This is a genomic window from Mucilaginibacter angelicae, assembly GCF_042434235.1.
GTDB lineage: Bacteria > Bacteroidota > Bacteroidia > Sphingobacteriales > Sphingobacteriaceae > Mucilaginibacter > Mucilaginibacter angelicae.
This window is the reverse complement of the sequence record NZ_JBHLTS010000017.1, coordinates 194,894-216,972: the sequence shown is the minus strand read 5'-3', so window position 1 is coordinate 216,972 and position 22,079 is coordinate 194,894. Positions and strand designations below refer to the sequence as shown.

General features: G+C 42.2%; 15 protein-coding genes. 7 read left to right on the top strand and 8 right to left on the bottom strand.

Going from position 1 to position 22,079, the window contains the following annotated elements; genetic code table 11:
* Positions 1–3: 3 nt before the first annotated feature.
* From ACFFGT_RS05905 to ACFFGT_RS05895, 3 genes are all read right to left on the bottom strand, one after another.
* Positions 4–1,254 (bottom strand): hypothetical protein, encoded by a 1,251-nt coding sequence (locus ACFFGT_RS05905; protein ID WP_377021581.1) that lies wholly within the window; start codon positions 1,252–1,254, stop codon positions 4–6.
* 2 nt (positions 1,255–1,256) lie between these two features.
* Positions 1,257–1,985 carry a hypothetical protein gene (locus tag ACFFGT_RS05900; protein WP_377021580.1) on the bottom strand — a complete coding sequence of 243 codons (729 nt, stop codon included), beginning with the start codon at positions 1,983–1,985 and terminating at the stop codon, positions 1,257–1,259.
* Between the two features lie 100 nt (positions 1,986–2,085).
* Positions 2,086–3,444, bottom strand: coding sequence for a TolC family protein (locus ACFFGT_RS05895; protein WP_377021579.1), 1,359 nt, complete (start codon positions 3,442–3,444; stop codon positions 2,086–2,088).
* Positions 3,445–3,870: 426 nt separating this feature from the next.
* On the opposite strand from ACFFGT_RS05895, the gene ACFFGT_RS05890 reads away from it, so the two are divergent.
* Together ACFFGT_RS05890 and ACFFGT_RS05885 are read left to right on the top strand one after the other, a co-directional pair.
* Positions 3,871–4,461 (top strand): Crp/Fnr family transcriptional regulator, encoded by a 591-nt coding sequence (locus tag ACFFGT_RS05890; RefSeq protein ID WP_377021578.1) that lies wholly within the window; start codon positions 3,871–3,873, stop codon positions 4,459–4,461.
* A gap of 98 nt (positions 4,462–4,559) precedes the next feature.
* Positions 4,560–5,318, top strand: coding sequence for an SDR family NAD(P)-dependent oxidoreductase (locus ACFFGT_RS05885; protein WP_377021577.1), 759 nt, complete (start codon positions 4,560–4,562; stop codon positions 5,316–5,318).
* A gap of 48 nt (positions 5,319–5,366) precedes the next feature.
* Here the strand turns inward: ACFFGT_RS05885 and ACFFGT_RS05880 are convergent, their stop codons facing one another.
* The 5 genes from ACFFGT_RS05880 to ACFFGT_RS05860 all read right to left on the bottom strand — a co-directional run bounded on the left by ACFFGT_RS05880 (position 5,367) and on the right by ACFFGT_RS05860 (position 9,616).
* Positions 5,367–6,068, bottom strand: coding sequence for a DUF8737 domain-containing protein (locus ACFFGT_RS05880; RefSeq protein ID WP_377021576.1), 702 nt, complete (start codon positions 6,066–6,068; stop codon positions 5,367–5,369).
* An 80-nt stretch (positions 6,069–6,148) separates the two neighbouring features.
* Positions 6,149–6,730: a Crp/Fnr family transcriptional regulator gene (locus ACFFGT_RS05875; protein ID WP_377021575.1), complete on the bottom strand. Its 582-nt coding sequence runs from the start codon at positions 6,728–6,730 to the stop codon at positions 6,149–6,151.
* Positions 6,727–7,581, bottom strand: coding sequence for an RNA polymerase sigma factor (locus tag ACFFGT_RS05870; RefSeq protein WP_377021574.1), 855 nt, complete (start codon positions 7,579–7,581; stop codon positions 6,727–6,729). The genes ACFFGT_RS05875 and ACFFGT_RS05870 overlap by 4 nt, the downstream gene beginning before the upstream one ends.
* A gap of 66 nt (positions 7,582–7,647) precedes the next feature.
* A complete protein-coding gene (locus tag ACFFGT_RS05865; protein WP_377021573.1) occupies positions 7,648–8,451 on the bottom strand; it encodes an SDR family NAD(P)-dependent oxidoreductase in 804 nt (267 codons plus the stop codon).
* Positions 8,452–9,013: 562 nt separating this feature from the next.
* On the bottom strand, positions 9,014–9,616 hold the full coding sequence (locus ACFFGT_RS05860; protein WP_377021572.1) for an RNA polymerase sigma-70 factor: 603 nt from the start codon (positions 9,614–9,616) through the stop codon (positions 9,014–9,016).
* 617 nt (positions 9,617–10,233) lie between these two features.
* On the opposite strand from ACFFGT_RS05860, the gene ACFFGT_RS05855 reads away from it, so the two are divergent.
* The 5 genes from ACFFGT_RS05855 to galB all read left to right on the top strand — a co-directional run bounded on the left by ACFFGT_RS05855 (position 10,234) and on the right by galB (position 22,038).
* Complete coding sequence (locus tag ACFFGT_RS05855) at positions 10,234–11,352, top strand: FecR family protein (RefSeq protein ID WP_377021571.1); 1,119 nt, start codon at positions 10,234–10,236, stop codon at positions 11,350–11,352.
* Between the two features lie 220 nt (positions 11,353–11,572).
* On the top strand, positions 11,573–15,061 hold the full coding sequence (locus ACFFGT_RS05850) for a TonB-dependent receptor (protein ID WP_377021570.1): 3,489 nt from the start codon (positions 11,573–11,575) through the stop codon (positions 15,059–15,061).
* A gap of 11 nt (positions 15,062–15,072) precedes the next feature.
* Positions 15,073–16,917 (top strand): RagB/SusD family nutrient uptake outer membrane protein, encoded by a 1,845-nt coding sequence (locus ACFFGT_RS05845; RefSeq protein ID WP_377021569.1) that lies wholly within the window; start codon positions 15,073–15,075, stop codon positions 16,915–16,917.
* Positions 16,918–17,180: 263 nt separating this feature from the next.
* A complete protein-coding gene (locus ACFFGT_RS05840; RefSeq protein WP_377021568.1) occupies positions 17,181–19,427 on the top strand; it encodes an alpha-galactosidase in 2,247 nt (748 codons plus the stop codon).
* A gap of 40 nt (positions 19,428–19,467) precedes the next feature.
* The gene (galB, locus tag ACFFGT_RS05835; protein ID WP_377021567.1) at positions 19,468–22,038 is read left to right on the top strand and encodes a beta-galactosidase GalB; all 2,571 of its coding nucleotides are present in this window, start codon (positions 19,468–19,470) and stop codon (positions 22,036–22,038) included.
* Positions 22,039–22,079 lie beyond the last annotated feature (41 nt).

The window sequence follows — 22,079 nt, the reverse complement described above, 5'->3', positions numbered from 1 at the left end:
CAATTATGCGTAATTAGGATAAGGTACTTTACCTTTTCCAACAGGTGAATCTATAATCTCTGCGCCATCGTCAGATCCGTCATTATAATAATAAGTACCGCCGCTTACATATCCGCCGCCGCCGCCAGCGCCGCCGTTATTACCTCCGCCTGTTGGTGCTGCCCCGCCGCCATTTCCACTGCCACCGGTTCCATTATTTGTTGGCGCAGGTGCCGGTGGCGCAGGTGGAGGTGTTGTGGGATCGTTTGTTTGATTACCGTAATTATCAAACCATGTACCGGTTTGAGAGTTATAATGCCAGGCATTACCATTTGAACCGGAAGTCGTTCCGCTGGAAGAATCATCGCCCATTCCTCCCGACAAGTCCTGGTAGGTAAGACCTGATTTTCCCCCCTGGGGAGCCGTATGGCCGCTTGAATTTGATCCTGTAGTAATCCTTGGCGGGACTGTAGTAGAGGTTATTACAGAACCCTGATAAAGTTTGCTGTATAAACCATCAGTTGATAAGGCAGCCGGATGATCAGTTTTCATCGGATCGTACCCGGAATTAGGCTTACTGGGATTATGATAAATCGCTTTTAAATTGTCGATAAGGGCATCATAATTCGTCAAATTCCACTGATGGTTGGAGACGATGTTTTCATAGGCAGTTTTATAAGCCGCGGGCACAGTTGGCAAGCCATTATCTGCCTGCGCCCCGGTTGAATAGTAAAAATTTTTTCCGGTGGCTGCGTCTAATTGCTTTTCAACGAATCCCGAAAACAGGAATGCATCTACTTCGGTAGTAATTTCATGGCTGCTGTCATCCCCAAGAGACTTTTTATTAAAGATAGAGTCCCAGGCATGGAAAATTTCGTGAGAAAGTGTGTTCAAAGCCCTTGCGTCATGTACAGGGTCGGACATATTGTAACTTGCAAAATTTGAAAAATCCAGCGTTCTGGTAGAAGGCAGGTAAAATGCCAGTGCAGATGTGGTTGGTTTATTATCAGCTAAATTTATTTTCTGACCGGTTTGATTAACTGAAAACAGTAATTCATGTAATAATGTACTGCCAATTTGGGTAGTTGCTATTTTCCGTATTTCTGTATTCAAAACATTGGCTCCGGGAGAATTGAAGCCACCCACAGCGCTATAGTTAAATAATGCCTGCAATTCAGCATCTGTAATAGGCGTTCCTGTCCCCCCTTTAATTTTTCTTTGATCAGCTTCACTCAATGGTGAAAACTGATCCATTACACTGTCTAACGTTTTCATACTCATTTGTCATTTAAAAATTGTGATAGTTCAATAAAAATATTATGCTGGTTTTTGATTTGCTGGATACCGGAAGCACTGGCTTCGTAATTATTGCTGTAGGTCATTCGCCTGATTCGTTTTCCTGCTTTTAGTTCAATTTCAACCAATCCTTCACTATAGGAAATTTTTGTTTTGGGAAATCTTCTGAGCACTATTTTATCTAATTCACTTTCCTGAGGCAGGTTGAATAAATGGTTGTTTATTAAAGATTTGATTAAGGCATTCCATGATTGCCCGGGACGGGGCTTTCTGTATGGGATTAAATTCATAAGCACCGATGAATTTGTGTCTTTCCCAAGGTGGCCGATATTTTTGAAAGCACTACCTTCCGGAACCCCATGGTCAGCATAAAAAGCTGTTTCATAACAGGTTGCAACCAGTTTGTTATTTGTGCAGGAAATCACTACACCGGCACCGGAGCCAAACTGCTTTTTAAAAAAACGGATCTCGAAAGCTGAAGGAGAATATTCAATGGGCTTCAGTATATTCATTTTAACCAGAAGCAGGTCAGAAAAAGAGCCTGAAGAATCAATTTTAAAATCAGGAATCAGTTGGTTAACCTCACCACATTGCAGATGAATTTGTGCAGTGGCATTTAAAATAAAACTTGAAAAAAACATGAAAAACAAACCCAAAGTTTTGCTCCTTTTAAAGGATATTAAATTTGTATCCGGAATGTTTTTTTTCATAAGGTTTAGTATAGCTAAATTTACTACTTAAAACATTATTTACAAATAATATTAATTAAATTTCATTAATATTTAACTATGCAATTAAGTGAGCCTTAGTTTAATAAGTAATAGGTTTTCCACTATAGAAATCCAAAATCTTCCGTTTAAATATCATATCATATTTAGCGCGAATCAAGCTGTATTCTGCCGTATTCATATCATCCTGCGCCTGAATTAAATCAAGGGAATTAGATAATCCAACTTTATATCGTTTTTGAATTACGTCAAATGTTTCTTTCGTAGATTCGTATGCTTTTTGAGCTGTCTCATAGTTCTTTTCAGATGCGTCTGCATCACCATATGCCTGGTTAATGACTTTGTATAAATTGCTTTTTACAATGGATTCATTTAGTTCTGCTGAACGGAGGTTTAGTTTAGCTTTAGATAGATTAATTTTAGAGATGCTATTATTAAAAACAGGTATTGACAGGTTCAAGCCAAGAACCTCGTATAGGTTTCTTCTTGATTGTGCAAAGAAATTATTTGGAGCAAAATCGAAGGTAATTAAATTTGACTGCAGCCCACGGGAATAATCGCTTGCCATGCTCGCCGAAAAAATCAATTTAGGATAAAATCCCCCTTTTGCTACATCAATAGCTTTTGTGGCAGCCAGCCTCGCGTAGTCGGCCTGCTTGATCTCCGGAAGGCTATTAACTGCTACTTTGTATATCGTTGCTACCGAATCTTTGTAACTCTGATTAATTGCATCTGTTGGGCTGATCAATTGTACCTTGATACCAGGTTCAAGATTCAGTAATTGAAGTAATTCGAGTTTCTGATTGTTCAATTGATTTTGAATCGTAGTTAAATTTAATTGCGCTTTTGCTTCCTGAAATTTTACCCTGCTGAGATCAGCGGTTACTTTCTTACCGATTAAATAGTTTTTTTTCTCAAATTCAAATTGTTGCTGTGTTAATTGATATTGCTGATTTGCAGCATCTAACTGATCTTTTAGTGCTAAAATGTTCAGATAAGTGGCAACTACGGTAAGAACGAGATCGTTTTCAACCTTTTTCGTGGCGCTTTTGCTTGATTCCCACAGGTAGTCGTTTTCCTTAATCAGATTGCTTTTTTGAAATCCTTGAAATACGACAAAAGAGGTTGTAATATTTGTTGAGGAGGAAACAGTTTGCTGGTTGACATATGTATAGCTGGCAGGATCCAGGCTTCTACCAAAATTGAGATTTGCTCCGGTTACTGCGTTGAGATTTGGATAAACATCCAATTTTGCCTGACGCTTATTCTGATAGGCAACAGAAACATCATTTTCAGATTGCTTTAATTGAAGGTTATTCTTTTTAGCAAGTTCAATTGCTTCCTGTAGGGAAATTTTTAGCTGGGCGGTGGCTGGTATGTTGTTGATAAATAAAACAGATAATATCAGGATGATACTTTTGTGGACTCTATTTTGAAACATTGTTTAATAGCTACACAGTAAATATCATTAATATCTGAGCAACTTTTATATCAAGTTTAATATTTATGCGCATCAGATTATTAATCGTATATAAAAAAGGGACTTCGTGCGACTTTTCGAAAACCCAGGGGTTTCGGGCCGGTAGGTGAAGCTTGATATTCTGCAAGGCTTGAACAAGCGATTCCGTATGATTATTATGGTTTCGCGTTTACTGATCCCGATAGAAATAAATTTAAGGCTTTACTAATGGATAATATGTGATATATTATTAAAAATCATAAAATGTTCATTAATTCCGTGAAGTCCGGAAACAAAGCCCTGTATACTTACGGGGCTTTGTTGTACTTTATACTTTGCATTTGGTTGGCGCGGTGATAACACCGGCCATAAGTTAATGTCAGAAAATTGCTGTATTTTTCCCACTTGATGACGCTAAAAGACACGATTATTGCTTACGCCCGGGACCTGGTACCGCTGACGGACGAGGAAGCGGAAATGTTCGCCGCAGCATTTAAGGAAACGCGGGCTAAGAAACGGCAATTCCTGATTCAGCCCAACTTTACCGCTAAAAGCAGGTACTTTGTGATCAGTGGCGCCTTGAGGGCCTATGTAACCGGCGAGGATGGTCAGGAACACACTATCCAGCTGGCTTTAGATCAGTGGTGGATCTCCGATTATAACAGCTATATCTACCAGCAGCCCGCCAGCATGTTTGTGGTTGCAGTCGAGGATTCCCTGCTGCTGGAGCTTACCCATGAAGCCGAGGCCAGGCTAAAAGCGGCTAATTATCAATTTGAAACCTTTTTCCGAATATTGGCCGAACGCTCGGTGGCTTTTATGCAAAGGCGGATCATCACTAACCTGACGCAATCAGCAGAAGAACGCTATGAATCTTTTATGGAGCGCTATGCTGTGTTTACCAGCCGTTTCCCGCAATATGTGATTGCCTCATACCTTGGCATGACCACAGAATTCCTGTCTAAGATCCGCAACCAGCGGGTAAAGCCAAAATCTTAATCCAGTTCAACCAAATTTCCTAATCCAGTTCATTGTTTCGAGGTTGGCTGATGTAGCAATTTTGCTTTATCAAAAACAAAATTAATCAGATCAATAAAATGGAAAATTCAGGAAAATTAAATGGTAAAGTAGCCATCATAACAGGCGCTTCAAAAGGCATCGGTGCGGGTATCGCAAAAGCCTATGCGAAAGAAGGCGCCGCCGTTGTAGTCAATTATGCCAGCAGCCGTGAAGGCGCAGATAAGGTTGTTCAGGAAATTACCAAAGCGGGAGGCAAAGCCATCGCGGTACAGGGCAGCGTGGATAAAGCAAACGATGTTAAACGACTGTTTGAAGAAACCATCAAAGCATTCGGTAAACTGGATATCCTGGTTAATAATGCCGGTATTTATAGCTTTGCCGGCATCGACGATATCACCGAAGAGTCCTTTCACCGGATGTTTAACATCAATGTATTGGGTAGTTTGCTAACCATTCAGCAGGCGGTGAAATTATTTAGTGATCAAGGCGGCGTGATCATCAATATCGGTTCGATCGTATCCACACTGGATATGCCTACAGCCCTGGTATATACGCAAACCAAATACGCGGTAGATGCGATGACCCGCATCCTGGCTAAAGAGCTTGGCCCTAAAAATATCCGCGTAAATTCTATTAATCCAGGGCTGATCGAGACCGAGGGCTCACACAGTTCGGGTGTAATGAATGGAGATGCGGAAAAGTGGCATATTTCAGAAACGCCGCTGGGTAGGGTTGGCAAACCGGAAGACATTGCCAAAGTGGCCCTGTTCCTGGCTTCTGATGAATCCTATTGGGTGCATGGAGAGGCCATAGCCGTTGCCGGCGGGCAGCGTTGATCTATGAGTTGGAGAAAAAGGCGGTAATCAATTGCCGCCTTTTAACGCTTAACCCTTCATTTTTCGAAAAACCGCGGTATGCAAAAACAAGATAGTAGCGGGTGCGAAAGCCGGGAACCAGACAAACGGGAATACGGCCATTTCACGGAGATTGCCGCCAGCACCGGTCATCACAGCAACGATGAGCAGGTCAACAATATCCATGATCCCGAAAATATTCCAGGCATACACAGCTATTTTCCAACCGGGTTGCTGCCTGGCCGCCATCCTGGCTACTGGGATGGCCAGCAATGCGGTGATGATATCACCCAGACCAGCAAAAAAAGCAAATTTTGCCGGAAGCAAATGATAGGCATATAGCAAGATAAAGAACACACCAACCACGCGGAAAACATGAAGTTTAATCAGCGCTTCCAGCGTAATTGATCGAAGGATTTTCTTGAACAGGCCCGTATTGCCAATCCATCCGAATAAGATGACGAGTAAAGGCAGACCACCCCACACCATGGTTCTCGGCGGCAAGGAGTCAACATCCAGCAAGCCCTTTAAAGCCAATGTAGCAACATACACAAGATAGATCAGGTAAAAAATAAAAATACCCAATTGGATATTTTGGGATTTGGCTGATGATATGCCGGTATTGAGCGCCGCCTGCTGTATGGGCCGGGTGATAAAGAAGATGGAATACAGGAAAATCGGGATAAATAAGATGATAGCCCAAATTGGGGCGTTTGAAATATAATTTGTCATTTGCTTTTCGATTTGTATGAAAGCAAAGAAAAATCAATTGATGAAATTTCCACTTGACATATGAAAAGAAATGCAACTGGTTATTTCTTGCTGTAGGCCGCCCGGATCCGGCTCAGGGAAGTATCGGCGATACCCAGGTAAGAGGCGATATATTTTAACGGTACCTGCTGCAATAGCTCCGGGTGAGCATGGATCAGATCATCATAACGCTTTTCCGCAGTTTCCTGCAAATTGGACAGCATCCTTTCTTTCAGGAGACTGTACTGGCTCACGATGTTCAACCGGCCATATTCCCGGAATTCGGGAATTGTATGGAAGCTTTCCTGCATATCCTCATAGCTGATAGACCAGGTCAGGCAATCGGTAATGGCCTGAATGTATTCCCTTGCAGATGTTCTTTTGAAAAAGGACAACAACTCGCTGGCATAAGTATTGGACGGGTAAAGCGCGGTCGTCACTTCGTTTCCTTCGAGGTCATAGATATAGGCCCGCATAATCCCCTGCTCGATGAAGTAAGAGGCGTTGCAAACCGCACCTGCTTTCAGGATGTATGCGTTCTTGTCCACTTTTACCGGTTGAAATTTGGCGGCAACCTGTTCAGCCCTGGACGGGCTCATGGGTAATATTTCCCGGATAAACTGAATCAATTTATCTTTCGTCATGCTTGATCGTGTTTTCGTTCAAAAAAATCCTTCTTTTCACCGATGGCTGTTTTCAGGCAATTCATCATTTCTTCGTGGAGGTCGGTACCCGAAGCATGTAAGGGATCGATCGCTTTTACTAATACCATTCGTAAGGCAAAAAGCTGTTCCCGGTCGTATTTCCCGGAGCCTTTCACCAGTTCCAATTTCATCAGTGCTTCCTGCTGGTTTTGTTTGGGATTGAATATTTCGTTAATATGGCTGCATTGGTGGCAAACGCCTTCCTGGTTGATCAGAGCGCAGCGGTGCTCAAAAATATCGGTCATGGTACTCCGGGCATCGTTCAGCAAGTGTTTGACCACGCCTTCGGTCTTTTCGAGGATCAAAGCTATTTCCTTTACCTGGAAATCATACATGTTTTTGAGGATCAGCGCTACCTGGTTTTCAATGGGCAGGGTTTTGGAGATACAGGTGAAACAGTAATCAATGTGTTCCTTCATTTCATAGGCCCCGGCGGGCGAGTTATCATGAACCCGCCAAAACACTTGCCTGATCTCCTCAGAACTGATGGCAAGGTCTGCCGCCCGGTCCTGGGCATCCGGCTGCCATCTCTTTTGCTTTCTTAAATGATCATAGGCCAGGTTGGTGGCGATCCTGAATACCCAGGTTTTTAGCGAAGATTCCTGGTTGAAGGTGGCTATACCGGAAAATGCTTTGATAAAAGTATCGTGGGTCAGGTCTTCCACATCGTCCCGGCTGGTCAGCAAACGGTACAGGTAAGATTTCAATTGGCTTTGGAAACCGGCATAAAGGGTTTGAAAGGCGTTAATATCGCCGGCGATGGCCGATTTCAGGATGTCTTCTCTTTCCATTCAGTTTATTAACAGATAAAAATGAAGGTAACAGCCTTCGGCGGAAAGACTGTTACCGCTAATATATTATAAAATGTTCAGTTTGCCGCAATCCACATCAACCACATGACTGTTAAAAGCAATGCCGGTTTCCGAGGCGAGGAAAGCCGCCGTTTCACCCACTTGTTTCAAAGTCGGGCTTGTTTTTAAAATGTCAAAAGCTTTGTATTGCGCGATGATCTGCTCGGCAGGTATGCCGTATTCTTTGGCGGCGCCCTCGATCCAGCCAGAGATCCGTTTCGTTTCCATCAAAGCACCGGAACAAATACAGGTAACCTTGATATTTTCGCTTCCCCATTCGGCAGCCATCACGCGGGTCATGGCCTCAATGGCTGCGCAGGCAGCGCTAAAGGCAGACAGGTTTGGGATCTTGCTCCTGGATGCTGCGGCCGTGAACAACAGTATCGTTCCCTCCGAATGGCTTGCTATCATATACTTTGCGGCCGCCCTCGAAGTCAGGAATTGTGATCCGCAGATCTTTTTCATCGGGGCCATAAATTGCTCTAAAGTAGCCTCTAATGCGGGTGGCCGTCCGCCCATTTCGCTATAGTCCACCGCAATACCATTGAATACGATATCTAATTTACCATTGTCTCCGATGACCTGTTGCAAAAAATTATCTATTTCGGTTTCATTTAAGGCATCCACTTTGGCAGCTTCCGCCATTCCGCCTTTAACCCTGATCTCTTCGGCCAATACTTTTACCGCATCCAGGTTCCTGGCAGTGACATACACCTTTGCCCCATGTTGGGCGAACGAACGGGCAACCGCGCCGGCAATTTCTCCCGATGCCGCAAATACCACGGCTACTTTGTCTTTCAGATTTTCCATTTTGTCTGGTTTTTAACTTTTGACGATTAAGCCACACAAAACGGTCGGGATTTGGCGAAATAACTGCTAATTATTTTTAAGTAATTGATTTAAAGATGATTATCTACAAGATTGTCATTTGCCTGATACCAGCAATAGGTATCAATATCGTTAACACCTGACCATGCTATTGTTCCTGTTGAATTATCTCAGGCGTAGGCTAACGATCCAGTCAGGAATGCCTGGTCTACATATACACAGGTGTTCCACTGCCACCAGAAATTTATGTTTCTGAACGTTTCGATACCAAGCTCGGTAACTATAGTACAGATGCATAGGAGCCAGTTTTGGCCGACATGATATTGTAATAACGGGCGGTCTTATGTGTAACTGTTCAATTTTAGAGCATTAGGCATGACCCAAATGCGACTTTTACACCGTTATACAGATGTACGACAATAGTCTGATTGGGGCATAACCCAATGGGAGCCAGTGTTTTTTCCTATTCAGGTTTATGACGAGATCGAAACGGTCGCAGCCACGCCTAAGATATAGCTTACAGCGTCTTTTATCTATCCATAGATTATGCCAAATTTCTTGAGCAAAGACAGACAATTAAAATAAACAACAGGAGAAACTGTGAGGCCAATCTCGCCCGTAATATTTTTAAAGAGTTATTCACTTGCTTTCTAACCGTCAGTGAACTGATCTCTAATTTTTCGGCAATTTCGTTATGTGATAAATTCGAATCTCTGCTTAATTCAAATATCAGCCTCATTTTAGGAGGTAGTGCACTTACCTCTGCCTTAATCAGTGCAACAAGCTCTTTGTTTCTTAAATTTTCGTCTGTTGTAGATTTGCAGGTTTCCTCAAAATTGATTAGCGACGAGATGTAATTAGATTTAATTTTCTCGTGCTTAAAGACATTTAAAACTTTGTTTCTGACAACAAGGCACAAGTAAGACTGTAAGTTACCTTTAAGTTCAATTGATCTTCTTTGATCCCATAGGTGGATGAAAATTTCCTGTAGAATATCTTTGACAGCATCCCTATCCGACAATCTTTTATAGGCATGCTGATATAACACTCCGTAATAACGGGAGTGTATTGCCGTAAATGCGGAAATATCATCTTGCCTTAAGAGTGCTATCAAGTCATCGTCACTGTATTTACTATACAAAGCCATCAATTGTTTTATATTGATTTAATTTTACGGGTAATATTTGTTGTTTTCTGATCAGGTGTGATCTGATATAAACAAACCACCTGGAAGGGAGCTCCCGTTCACTTACTCTTTTTATAATTGTAGTCACAAGTTAATGAGAGTAGGGTGATTTTTAATGTTAAAGCTCAACGCAATCGTTTGCGTTGATATCCTGAGAACAGGCTACACAAAGTACCCGGGGACGGTTTATACGGGTGCGATAGATGTATAACCATTTGATTTATAATGGTATGTTTAACTGATTGGTAAAGAATTTACTATGAGGGTAATTAATACAGGCCGACAATAACAGGGTTTCTCAATTATAAAAATTCAAAAAAATGCATTTACGAGCTCTGCTGTTGTAAACAAACGTTTGCGTTGGTTTTGATTGCTATAAATTTTCACTTCAAAAGCTCCGAGAATTAGCCCCGATGTCGCGGTTTGGATAATACAGGAACAGATGCCGTAAGAAGGTGATACCTGCAACCCAAATACTACTGAATAAATTATTTTATTCTTTTTTTATTTTAATCTACTCCCTCCCCCCATGGTTAGTTGTATAGGAGATAATAAGGATAACATATCCTTTTATGAATATGCAACCACAAGACATTAAAGATTTAATAGAACGATATAATAACGGTACTACTACCCCGGATGAGAATGCGCTGGTTGAAAGCTGGTATTTGAAATATAAGCACGATGATCCTTATTTGTCTCATCTTCAACTGGAAGAGGATCAAAAAGAGAGTCTTGATAAGCTGTTAAATACAATACAGGGCAGACCGAGAAAAATGCAATTACCGCGCCTGGCAATTGCTGCTTCAATACTTTTTTTTCTTGCAGTTGGCGGATATTTTATTAACAGTAACTCCCGCCAGCAAATTGCAATTACCAGGCCGCATAAACAAGACATTGCTCCAGGTGGAAACAAAGCGATATTAACTTTAGGAGATGGGAGCACTATCCTGTTAAACAGCGCAAAAATTGGAAAACTTGCCCGCCAGGGTAATGTCATTATAAAGAAGGCAGCTAATGGACAAATTAGTTACAATGATGTAAGCAGCAGCCACAATTCAAAAAGCACAGTATACAACACTGCTGCTACACCACAAGGCGGACAGTATCAATTTATTTTGGCTGATGGTACTAAAGTATGGTTAAACGCCTCGTCGTCAATAAAATATCCGGTGGTGTTTAATGGTAACGAGCGCAGGGTAGAACTTACCGGCGAGGCCTATTTTGAAGTTGCACACAATGCAAAAAAGCCGTTCAAAGTAATTTCAAACGGACAAACAGTGGAGGTATTAGGAACCCATTTTAATATCAATGCTTACAATGATGAGCAGGCTGTTAAAACTACTTTGCTCGAAGGTAGTGTAAAAGTATCGGCCGGAGGAGGAAGTAATATCATTAAGCCAGGCGAACAGGCAAGGCTTGAACACGGTTTTATCAATGTTATGAAGGTTGATCCGGATGAGGCTGTGGCCTGGAAAAACGGCTTTTTCTTTTTTGAAGATAACGATATTAAGGAGGTAATGCTGCAGCTTTCCCGTTGGTATGGTGTTGAGATAAAATATGAAGGGCAATTACCGTCAAGAAGATTTTCGGGCGAGATCTCCAGGAATGTCAACTTATCCCAAATACTGGAGATCCTGAGCTTTAAGCAAATACATTGCAAAATAGATGGGAAAACAATTATTGTAATGAATTAACACATTTAAGTTCACCAATTATTCACCTTAAAATAAAAAAACATATGGAAAAATAAATACAAATCCGGCCTTCAAAATTTAGGCCAATCCTAATCAGAGTTAACTCAAAAAAAAGCGCATCCCGAGGGCAATCGGAATGCGATAAATATTGAGTTAACCCTCCCGAAAAACGGGAATAAGTTTAGTGTCTCTAACTCTGTTAACCCAACACAACAAAAGTATGAAATTAAATGCTTTTCCAATAGCCATGCATTATCCATGGCTACGCAAAATGTTATTAGTTATGAAATTAACTTCGCTGATCATATTAGTTGCCCTGCTGGAATGCAGTGCAAAAGGCTATGGTCAAAAGATCAACCTGGATGAAACAAATTCTTCATTAAAAAAGGTGCTTCATCAAATAAATAAACAAACAGGGTATGTGTTCTTTTATGACTCAAAAGATGTACAGAACAAAAGCGTAACTATTCATCTGAAAAACGCCACAATAGATGAGGCTTTAAAGGAATGTCTGAAATACCAGCCATTGACCTACAAAATGGTTAATAACAATATTGTTCTTCAGCAAATTGAGAAGGCTGTTAATGATGTGGTCACCAATTTAAATGTAAGCCCTGTAAAGATAAGCGGACAAGTATTTGACAGCAAAAATATACCCTTGGCTGGTGTGACCATTGCTGTAAAGGGCAGTCAAACTATCGCTATATCCGACGCTGATGGTAAGTTTAATATAGAGGTACCTGACGGGAAAGCAATACTTGTTTTTTCCTTCGTTGGATATCTTAAAAAAGAACTGCAGGTTACTCCTGGTATCAGTATGTCGGTAAAAATGGAAACCGACGTAAGCGGGCTTAGCGAAATAGTGGTGGTTGCATACGGTACCCAGAAAAAAGAAAACCTGACAGGTGCAATAGGTGTAATTAAATCATCCGCACTTGAAAACCGCCCTACATCTTCACCCGCCAATTTGCTGCAAGGCCTGTCTCCGGGCGTTACCGTTACTACACAAGGTAGCTACCCTGGTGCAAGCGCCAATATTAAAATCAGGGAATCCTCTACCTGGCAGGGTGGAACAGACCCGTTATACGTGATAGATGGTTTTGTAAGGGATGCAGCAACATTTGCCACAATTAACCCGGCCGATATCGATAATATCAGTATCCTGAAAGATGCCGCTTCAACCGCGATTTATGGTATCAGAGGCGGTAACGGTGTTGTTTTGGTAACAACAAAGCATGGTGTGGCCAATAAAACCGCTATTTCCTATAATGCTTCATACACAATGAATAACCGTGAAATTACACCACGGAGAATGAACGCGTTCGATGCTTACACTTTCGCCAATGAGGCATTTGCTCAAAAAGGATTACCGGCAACCGATCCGAGTTATTATACGCCCGATGAATTAGATTATTTCAAAACACATTCATACGATTGGTTAAAAGATACATGGCGTAACCCATGGAATACTTCACATAATTTATCAGTAAGCGGTGGTTCGCAGGCAGCCAGATACTACATCTCGGCAGGATATTTCCAGCAGGAAGGTGCAACCTCAAATTCCTTTCGCAAATATAATTTAACGGCAAAAGTAGATGGGCAAATTTCCGAGCGATGGAGCTATAACTTAAATATCCAAAGCGAATGGAATAACGGCAGCCGCCCATTCTGGGCCTATGATTATGGCGATTTCAATTTGTCAAACATGTACAACAGGCTCCTGATGGTAAACCCCGGTCGCCCATCTTTTATTAATGGCCTTCCTGTTGGCAACTTTGATAATACCAATACCGCCAACCTTGCAAATGGAAATGGTGGCTACACAAAGCCATCCGGCAATAACATTACCCCGGTTTTTCAATTGAAATATGATATCCCCGGCATAACCGGACTATCGGCAAAGGGTACTTTCGCTTATAATACTACTAACAATTACACCAAAGCATGGCGTAATGCTCCTTACATTTATTATTTCCAGACAGGCGGCGATCATAATCACATCGTTACCGATAAGTTGGATTTAACACGATCAGGCGGTTACCAGATATTGGATCAGGCCCAGATTTCAGGAGTAGGTGCGCCTACCGAATTGGAAGAATCGTATTCGCAGTCGTCTAATTACCAATTGGATTTGATGCTTAATTATGACCGCTCATTTGGCCTTCATAATATCAGCGCGTTTGCCGGGTATGAACAATCTGCATACCGGGGGCATTATTCAAACATCTGGGATGACAATTATAGTAATCCTAATTATCAGCAAATTAACGGTGGATCAACCAATAGTACTGACTGGTACATCAGGGGTGATCAGAATCAACCCACAGGATTTGCCTCTTATTTCGGCAGGATCGATTACAATTATGCCTCAAAATATTTGCTTGGGTTTACCATGAGGGCCGATGGCTCTTATATTTTCCCTGCAAATAAGCGTTGGGGATATTTTCCGGCTGTTTCAGCAGGCTGGAACATCGCCAATGAAAACTTCTTTACAAATTATACTAAAGTCCTTGATGTCTTGAAGCTGCGTTTTTCTTATGGTATAACCGGTACAGATAATACTGCTCCATGGCAATGGCAACAAACCTACAACTTTAACGCAAACTCAGGTATATATATAGGGTCAGCACTTCCTCCTTCAACAACATTGGGTTCCACTATCAATCCCAATATTACATGGGAAAAAAATCACAATTACAATCTGGGTTTAGATTTTGGCATGCCCAAAAGAATCCTTACCGGAACAGTTGATGCGTGGTACAAAAAAACCACCGATATTCTTGGCGCGCGTGTAGCCTCGGTACCCAGCACCGTTGGGGCAAGCTTACCGGCAGTTAATTATGGAGTAGCATCGGCACGGGGTATTGAATTATCCCTTAGCCATGAAAAACATATTAATGATTTTTTCTATCGTGTGTCTGCTAACTGGTCATACTCTGATAATAAATATTTAAAGGTCGACCAGGCGGCGTCGGTTCGTGATTACCAGAATTTGATAGGACAGCCAATTAACGGGGTTATATGGGGGTATGTATCCGAAGGAATTATCAGAACACAGCAGGACGTAGATAATATCCTAAAGGCTAACGGGCCTAATTTTACCATATTCGGTAGTAAGCCTCAGCCCGGAATGTTGATGTACAAGGACGTTCGGGGACCGTTGGGCACCGATGCCCCTGACGGAAAAATTGATGGAAATGATCAGCAAATCATTTCTAAGAATGGAATACCGCGGGTTAACTATGGCTTCAACTTTACATTTGGCTGGAAGGGACTTAACCTCACTGCCATATTTGCTGGATTGGGACGCTATGACATTATGCCTACCGATGTATACTACAGACGTCCTTTGCCTGGCAACGATAATTTAACCGTTTGGAAAAATGCATGGACGCCGCAAACAGCAGCGACCGCCACTATGCCAAGCCCGATCATGAACGATTGGCAAGGCACAAGCAATAGCGAGGTTTCTTCCACATTCTGGTTAAAAAATGGTGCTTTTTTGAGGTTAAAGTCATTGATTGTTGATTACAGTTTACCGGCCAGCTTGTTGGCAAAGGTGAAAATCAAAGCTGTAAAAGTTTATTTCAGTGGCGAAAACCTGTATCAATGGAATCATGTAACTGATTGGGATCCTGAACTGGGAGGCGACTTCAGAATGTACCCGGTATTAAGAGGGTTTACCTGTGGATTAAATGTAACACTTTAAAAGATTAAATCATGAAAACTAAATTCAATATACTGTTAGTTTTATTGGGGATAATTGTTTTAACAGTATCCTGTAAAAAAGTATTTGATGTTGATCATCCGGGTGGCCCTATCACGCCCGAGCAAGAATGGGGGAGCCCTGATTTTGTAAAGGGATATGTAACCAATTTCTACAATGTTTTGCCGTCATGGAACAGGAATGAAGAACTGGCCGGAGAGGCTTATTCTGGCGGTAGCGGTGGGAACGGCCTTAATTCTTTTCTTAAAGGTACGTATACAAGTCAAAGCGGTTACCCTGACAGGGTTTGGGATTGGGGAACAGTAAGATCAATTAATAACTTTTTTGCGAATATTGATAAAAGTAAAGCTGTTTTATCTGATGCCGATTATAAAAGCCTGAAAGGCCAGGCATACTTCTTCCGCGCATATTTATACTACAGAATGGTAAAAGTATTGGGCGGGGTTCCAATTATTACCGCGGTTCAGGATCCGACAGCCGATATAAATACCTTGCTGGTAAAAAGAAATTCATCGCTCGAATGTTTTGATTTTATTGGCAAGCAGTTAGACAGCGCCATCAATTTGTTGCCTGCTACCTGGGGTTCAAATGATATTGGCCGGGTTACCAAAGGGGCCGCAATGGCAGTAAAAGGGGAAGCCCTGTTATTGAAAGCAAGTCCATTGTTTTGCAAAACATCCAACGCAACTTACTGGAGCGATGCTTATAATGCTTTGCTGGCAGCTAAAACTGAGTTAGATGCTGATGGATATGGCTTATATACAGATAATACCGCAAAGCCAAATGAAAACATGTGGTATGATAAGGCCGGTGCTGCTAAAGAGATGGTTTTAAGTTTACGTTACCATTATCCCGAAAAAACGAATACCTTTCAACAGGGACAAAGGCCGTTAACCGAAACCTCAGGCGCGGCAGGATCATGTGACCCTACCTGGGAGATGGTGCAGGCTTATCCTATGAAAAATGGCCTCTCCATATCCGATCCGGCTTCGGGATATGATCCTACAGAGTTCTGGAAGGATAGGGATCCGCGTTTTTATCAAACAATAGTATATAATGGTGCCAGGTATGATTTTGCGGATATAACACCCCGTGTTCAATGGATATTTAATGCGATTGCCGGTGACGATGCTTATAAAGCTACCCCCAATTATAATATCACCGGTTTTTATTGCCGGAAGGGGATCGATACTACATTGGGTTCGAGTGTTTGGAACCGCCAGGCTTTTGATTGGCCTATCATAAGGTATGCGGAAGTGTTACTTAATCTGGCCGAAGCTGCTAATGAAGTACAGCATTCTGCTGAAGCGAGGGCATTTATCATTCAAATACGTCAGAGAGCCCATATTACAGTCGGGGCCGGAAATTATGGACTGGCCGCATCCGTTGGTTCTGATTACCAGGCTACTTTGAACGCTGTTATGACAGAAAGAGCAGTAGAGTTTGCTTTTGAAGGAAAACGGTTCTGGGATTTGAGGCGCAGGCGAATGTTTAATGTGCTGAATAGCATGGGGACGCTGCATGCTTACGGGCCCTATTTTAACAGTGCGGCGGCATCCTCTCAATATCACATTGATATTACACAAAGTAACAGCGGGATAGCTTCGCAGCTTTCTAACCTCATTGTAAATTCACCTGCTTCGTTTGACCGTAATGCTTTTCTTAAGGCTATTACAAATTACAAATATGAGCCGATAGACCCTGGCGCCACCAGCCAGATCAATATACCTGACGCTTATTACTTTGGACCTATTGATCCGCAATATATTTTGCAAAACAAAAACCTGCAGCAAAATGTGGGCTGGGATAATGGAACATTTAATCCTGTTATTCAATAGATACTAAATGCTTTGTATGTTTTTATAAAATGCTATAAAGCGATAAAACTATAAGATCGTTTCAGTTACAGAAATAAGTATTTGTGATTAAATGAAAGCTTAGTAGCTGTGAGTGGAAGCAAAATGACATACAATTTGCAGTGATGCAATAAGAGCACTTTCGGTATTGAGATCACCTGGAGTTTAGTTGATAAAGCGCCCTGTATTGTACGGGGCGCTCTTTTAAAGTTGATGAAAAGCAGTGCTTATAAAAACGTCAGAATATGATAAATAAATTGAATACACCTTTTTTCTTTCTACTGGTGTTTGTGATGCCGATGCTCATTCAGCAGCAAACTTATGCACAAGGTATCGTCCATTCAACCAATTTGAAAGGTCAGATCAGCAAGTTACCCGTTTGGAAGGAAAGTGGGAGATCAACGCCTGGCCAGGATTGGTTGGTAAATCCTGCTCAGCAGAAGGCTGATGTGTATGCTGATGGTAAGGATATTATTCTTAGCAACGGTTTAGTAAAAAGGGCTTTCCGTATTCAGCAAAATGTCGCCTGCATCGATTACAGTAATATGAGCAGTGGTCAGCAATTGCTGAGGGCAGTAAAGCCGGAAGCCCGGTTAACCATTGATGGCAAGGAATATAATATCGGAGGGCTTTACGGTCAAAAGGAAAATGCTTATCTGCTGCCTGAATGGGTAAGTGGGTTTAAAAACAATGAAAATGATTTTCAGTTTCAATCCTTTTCTGTAACGGATATTCCCCCTTATATCCGCTGGAAGCCGCGCGGATGGGCTTTAAATACTGTTCCCGGGTCTGGTAAAATGCTGTCATTTATCTATAAAATAAATATTGATAGCTTGAAGGATTTGCTTGTTACCGTACATTACGAATTGTATAATAATATCCCTCTTATCGTGAAGTGGCTTTCAATTGAGAATAAGGGGAATAATATGGTAAAGTTAAACAGAGTAGTAAATGAGGTACTTGCAACGGTAGAAGAGGAGAGTGCCGTAGTTGGTTCACCTGCTCAAATGGAAAAACAGCATGGCCTTTATCTGGAAACTAACTACGCTTTTAACAACTCTATGCGGTATGATATCAGTGACCAAACCACCCATTGGAAAGCGGATAGCAATTATACATCGCAGGTAAATTATAATTATCAGACGCCATGCTTGCTGGAAGTATATCCTGAAAAAGCCAAAGGCATAGAATTAGGCAAGGGACAAGTTTTTAACTCTGTGCGCACTTATGAACTGCTAATGGACAGTTATGACCGCGAAAGACGAGGATTGGCCATCAGGAAAATGTATAATACCATAGCTCCCTGGACAACCGAAAATCCCATTTTTATGCACCTGGTAAGCCGTAATGATGAGGATGTAAAGAACGCTGTAGATCAATGCGCGGCGACCGGATACGAAGCCTTGATCCTGAGCTTTGGAAGCCACTGTAATATGGAGGATAGTTCGGCCAATAATATCAGACGCTGGAAAGCATTATCAGATTACGCGCACAGTAAACACATCATGATAGGAGGCTATTCCTTATTCAGTTCAAGGCGGATCAGTGATGAAGACGATGTGATCGATCCGGTAACAAAAAAGCCTGATGCCGCTGCCTTTTTTGGCAATGCCCCTTGTTTGGGCAGTAAATGGGGTTTAGCTTATCTGGATAAATTAAAATACTTTATCAGTAAAACAGGGTTCGACATTTTTGAAAACGATGGCCCTTATCCTGGTGATGTTTGTGCGTCAACTACCCACCCCGGTCATAAAAACCTGGATGATAGCCAATGGCGGCAAATGGAATTGCAAAAAGGATTATATCATTGGTGCAATGAACATGGCGTTTATGTCAACGCTCCGGACTGGTATTTTCTGGATGGTACCAATAAAATTGCCTTAGGCTACAGGGAGGTCAATTTCTCTTTACCGCGCGATCAACAAATGATATTGAACCGTCAGAATATTTTTGACGGCACCTGGGAAAAGACCCCTGCCATGGGTTGGGGATTTGTTCCGCTTACCCGGTATCAGGGCGGCGGCCCGGAGGCTGTGCTGGAGCCGCTCTCTGATCATTTGAAAGATTATGAACAACTGATGATGCAATACTACGGAGCGGGAGTTCAGGCCTGTTACCGGGGACCAAGATTGTACGATACTGAAGTTACCCGAAAGATGGTAGTAGGGGTCATCAATTGGTACAAAAAATATCGCAGTATCCTTAATTCGGAGATCATACATCTTCGCCGGGCAGACGGCAGAGACTGGGATGGGTTGCTGCATGTTAACCCTAAACTGGGTACAAAAGGAATGCTCATGCTTTACAATCCACTTAAAGTTAGTATTAGAAGAACCATAAAAGTCCCGCTATACTATACTGGCCTAACAAATACGGCATTGGTTAGGGAGAAGGAAGGAACGGCAAAAAAATATCCAATAGATAGGAAATATGAGATAGAGTTAACCTTCACCATTGCTCCTGAAAGTTATACGTGGTTTACCATTGAGTAAAATGGGCCTGGTAATGTTATATCCTATTTTGATTTTAAAAATGAAAAATTTTCTCTTAACAGGGATGTTGGCGCTGTTGGTTTGCATTGGCCAGCCTGAAATTGGCTTTGCACAAATTAAGACAGCTAAACCCCGGGCCGGCATTAATACCAAAGCCATTGTAACTATGGGGGCATCAGATAGGCGGTCTTTCGATAATGATTGGCTTTTTTCAAGATTTGGGTTGCAGCCGCAAGGTACAACGATACCAGAACCTCAGGGACTGGAGCAGGTTGCCGTAAACGATGCATCCTGGCAAAAACTGGATTTACCTCATGATTGGGCAATTCAGGGGCCGTTTCGTATGGATCTTGCCGGCGAAACCGGTAAGTTACCCTGGAAAGGCATCGGTTGGTACCGTAAACATTTTAATATTCCGGAAGCAGATCGTGGCAAAAGAATATTTGTTGATTTTGATGGGGCAATGGCCTATGCCAGGGTCTGGCTTAACGGTCATTATCTTGGCACGTGGCCTTACGGTTACAGTTCATTTCGCATGGACTTAACTCCCTATTTGAAATTTGGCGGAGAGAATGTTTTAGCAGTTAACCTGAATACGGAGAAGTGGGACTCGCGGTGGTATCCGGGCGCGGGCATTTACAGGCACGTTTGGCTGGTAAAAACAAACCAGGTGCATATTGGGCATTGGGGCACCTATATTACCACCCCCGAAATCAGTAAAAATGCCGCTAAGGTAAAATTAGCCATCTCGGTAGATAACCAGGGGCTAATACCAGTAAACGCACTTGTCAGTACCGATGTATATGAACTCAACGCAAGCAACCAGCGGGGGGCAAAAGTAATTTCTGCAAAAAGGTCGGTAATAAGAATAGGCGCTGGAGATAGCGTTACAACCAATTTGCAGGCATTTATATTTCACCCTAAACTCTGGGATATTGTTTCACCAAACCGATATGTCGCCGAAACGTCGGTAATTGTAAATGGGAAAGTGGTGGATATTTATAATACTCCTTTTGGTGTCAGAACATTACAATTTACTGCCGATAAAGGCTTTTTGCTCAATGGCAAAAGGGTAGCTGTACAGGGCACATGCAACCACCACGACCTTGGCGCGCTTGGCGCTGCTTTTAATATCAGTGGATTAAGACGCCAGCTCAAAATACTTAAGGAAATGGGTTGCAACGCATTGCGCACATCTCACAATCCACCCGCACCTGAATTACTCGAATTGGCAGATCAAATGGGCTTTTTGGTTTGGGACGAAGCCTTTGATTGCTGGAAACATGGGAAAAAAAAGCTTGACTATAATCAACTTTATGATGAGTGGAACGAAAAGGATCTGAAGGCGATGGTTCATCGTGACCGTAATCACCCTTCTGTATTTATCTGGTCTATCGGTAATGAGGTAATGGATCAGCGGGATGTGGAGATGACTAAGTATCTTGCCGGCGTTGTGCATGAGGAAGACCCAACACGTCCAATTTCCAATGGCTATAATGATCCCGATGGCGGTAGGGAATCCGGCGCGGTTGTAGCATTAGATGTTATGGGTGTCAATTACTTTTTTAGTCAACAACCTAAATGGGATGCAGACCCGCGTTACAAGAATAAACCCACTATAGGCAGTGAAACAGCTTCCTGTGTGTCTTCAAGAGGGGAGTATTTTGGGGAGAAGGAATATCAGAACTGGCAGATATCCTCATATGATACCGCAAAACCCGGATGGGGTTGTAGTCCAGATGAGCAGTTTCGCACTAATGCTAAATTTCCTAACCTTTTGGGCGAATTTGTCTGGACAGGCTTTGATTACCTCGGCGAACCAACGCCTTATGGTTCTGATGAAACAAACCTGCTTAACTTCAGGAATGATCCTTCCAAAAAGGCTGAATTGGAACAGAAACTGGAGGAAATGCGAATTCATAACCCACCCTCGCGCAGTAGTTATTTCGGCATCGTAGACCTGGCGGGATTTTCGAAAGACAGATTTTATCTATACCAATCACACTGGAGACCGGAGTTGCCTATGGTACACATTCTGCCGCACTGGAACTGGGCAGAAAAAATTGGGGAGAATATTCCGGTACATGTTTATACATCAGGTGACGAGGCTGAATTGTTTGTCAACGATAAAAGCATGGGACGCAAAAAAAAGAAGCCCGATGTGGATTATCGTTTGATTTGGGATAGCATAAAGTATGAGCCGGGAACCGTTAAAGTAGTTGCTTATAAAAACGGTAAGGAATGGGCTACGGATATAATTAAAACAACGGGCCAGGCGGCAAAACTATCTCTTTCGGTCGATAGAACTGTGATTGGGCCCGATGATTACGACCTTGCCTTCATTACTGTGAAAGTAGAAGATAAAGAAGGGTTGATTGTACCGCGATCGCATCCTTTAGTAAAATTTATAGTGGAAGGGCCGGGTGAAATTGTCGCGACAGATAACGGCGACGCAACCAGTTTAATTTCCTTCAAAAGCCATGAGCGCCCGGCGTTCAATGGATTAGCGCTGGTTATCGTCCGCACAAAAAAAGGAATGAAAGGTAAATTCAGGGTAAAGGTAAATAGTGATGGATTAGAAGCTGCCGCTGTAACAATTGTGGCAAAATGAAGCTATTATCTTTCAGTTACCTCAATTGTTATTTAAAAACA

Coding starts and splice junctions, on each gene's coding strand:
- ACFFGT_RS05905 (WP_377021581.1), bottom strand. CDS start 1,254: ATGAAAACGTTAGACAGTGTAATGGATCAGTTTTCACCATTGAGTGAA.
- ACFFGT_RS05900 (WP_377021580.1), bottom strand. CDS start 1,985: ATGAAAAAAAACATTCCGGATACAAATTTAATATCCTTTAAAAGGAGC.
- ACFFGT_RS05895 (WP_377021579.1), bottom strand. CDS start 3,444: ATGTTTCAAAATAGAGTCCACAAAAGTATCATCCTGATATTATCTGTT.
- ACFFGT_RS05890 (WP_377021578.1), top strand. CDS start 3,871: ATGACGCTAAAAGACACGATTATTGCTTACGCCCGGGACCTGGTACCG.
- ACFFGT_RS05885 (WP_377021577.1), top strand. CDS start 4,560: ATGGAAAATTCAGGAAAATTAAATGGTAAAGTAGCCATCATAACAGGC.
- ACFFGT_RS05880 (WP_377021576.1), bottom strand. CDS start 6,068: ATGACAAATTATATTTCAAACGCCCCAATTTGGGCTATCATCTTATTT.
- ACFFGT_RS05875 (WP_377021575.1), bottom strand. CDS start 6,730: ATGACGAAAGATAAATTGATTCAGTTTATCCGGGAAATATTACCCATG.
- ACFFGT_RS05870 (WP_377021574.1), bottom strand. CDS start 7,581: ATGGAAAGAGAAGACATCCTGAAATCGGCCATCGCCGGCGATATTAAC.
- ACFFGT_RS05865 (WP_377021573.1), bottom strand. CDS start 8,451: ATGGAAAATCTGAAAGACAAAGTAGCCGTGGTATTTGCGGCATCGGGA.
- ACFFGT_RS05860 (WP_377021572.1), bottom strand. CDS start 9,616: ATGGCTTTGTATAGTAAATACAGTGACGATGACTTGATAGCACTCTTA.
- ACFFGT_RS05855 (WP_377021571.1), top strand. CDS start 10,234: ATGCAACCACAAGACATTAAAGATTTAATAGAACGATATAATAACGGT.
- ACFFGT_RS05850 (WP_377021570.1), top strand. CDS start 11,573: ATGAAATTAAATGCTTTTCCAATAGCCATGCATTATCCATGGCTACGC.
- ACFFGT_RS05845 (WP_377021569.1), top strand. CDS start 15,073: ATGAAAACTAAATTCAATATACTGTTAGTTTTATTGGGGATAATTGTT.
- ACFFGT_RS05840 (WP_377021568.1), top strand. CDS start 17,181: ATGATAAATAAATTGAATACACCTTTTTTCTTTCTACTGGTGTTTGTG.
- galB (WP_377021567.1), top strand. CDS start 19,468: ATGAAAAATTTTCTCTTAACAGGGATGTTGGCGCTGTTGGTTTGCATT.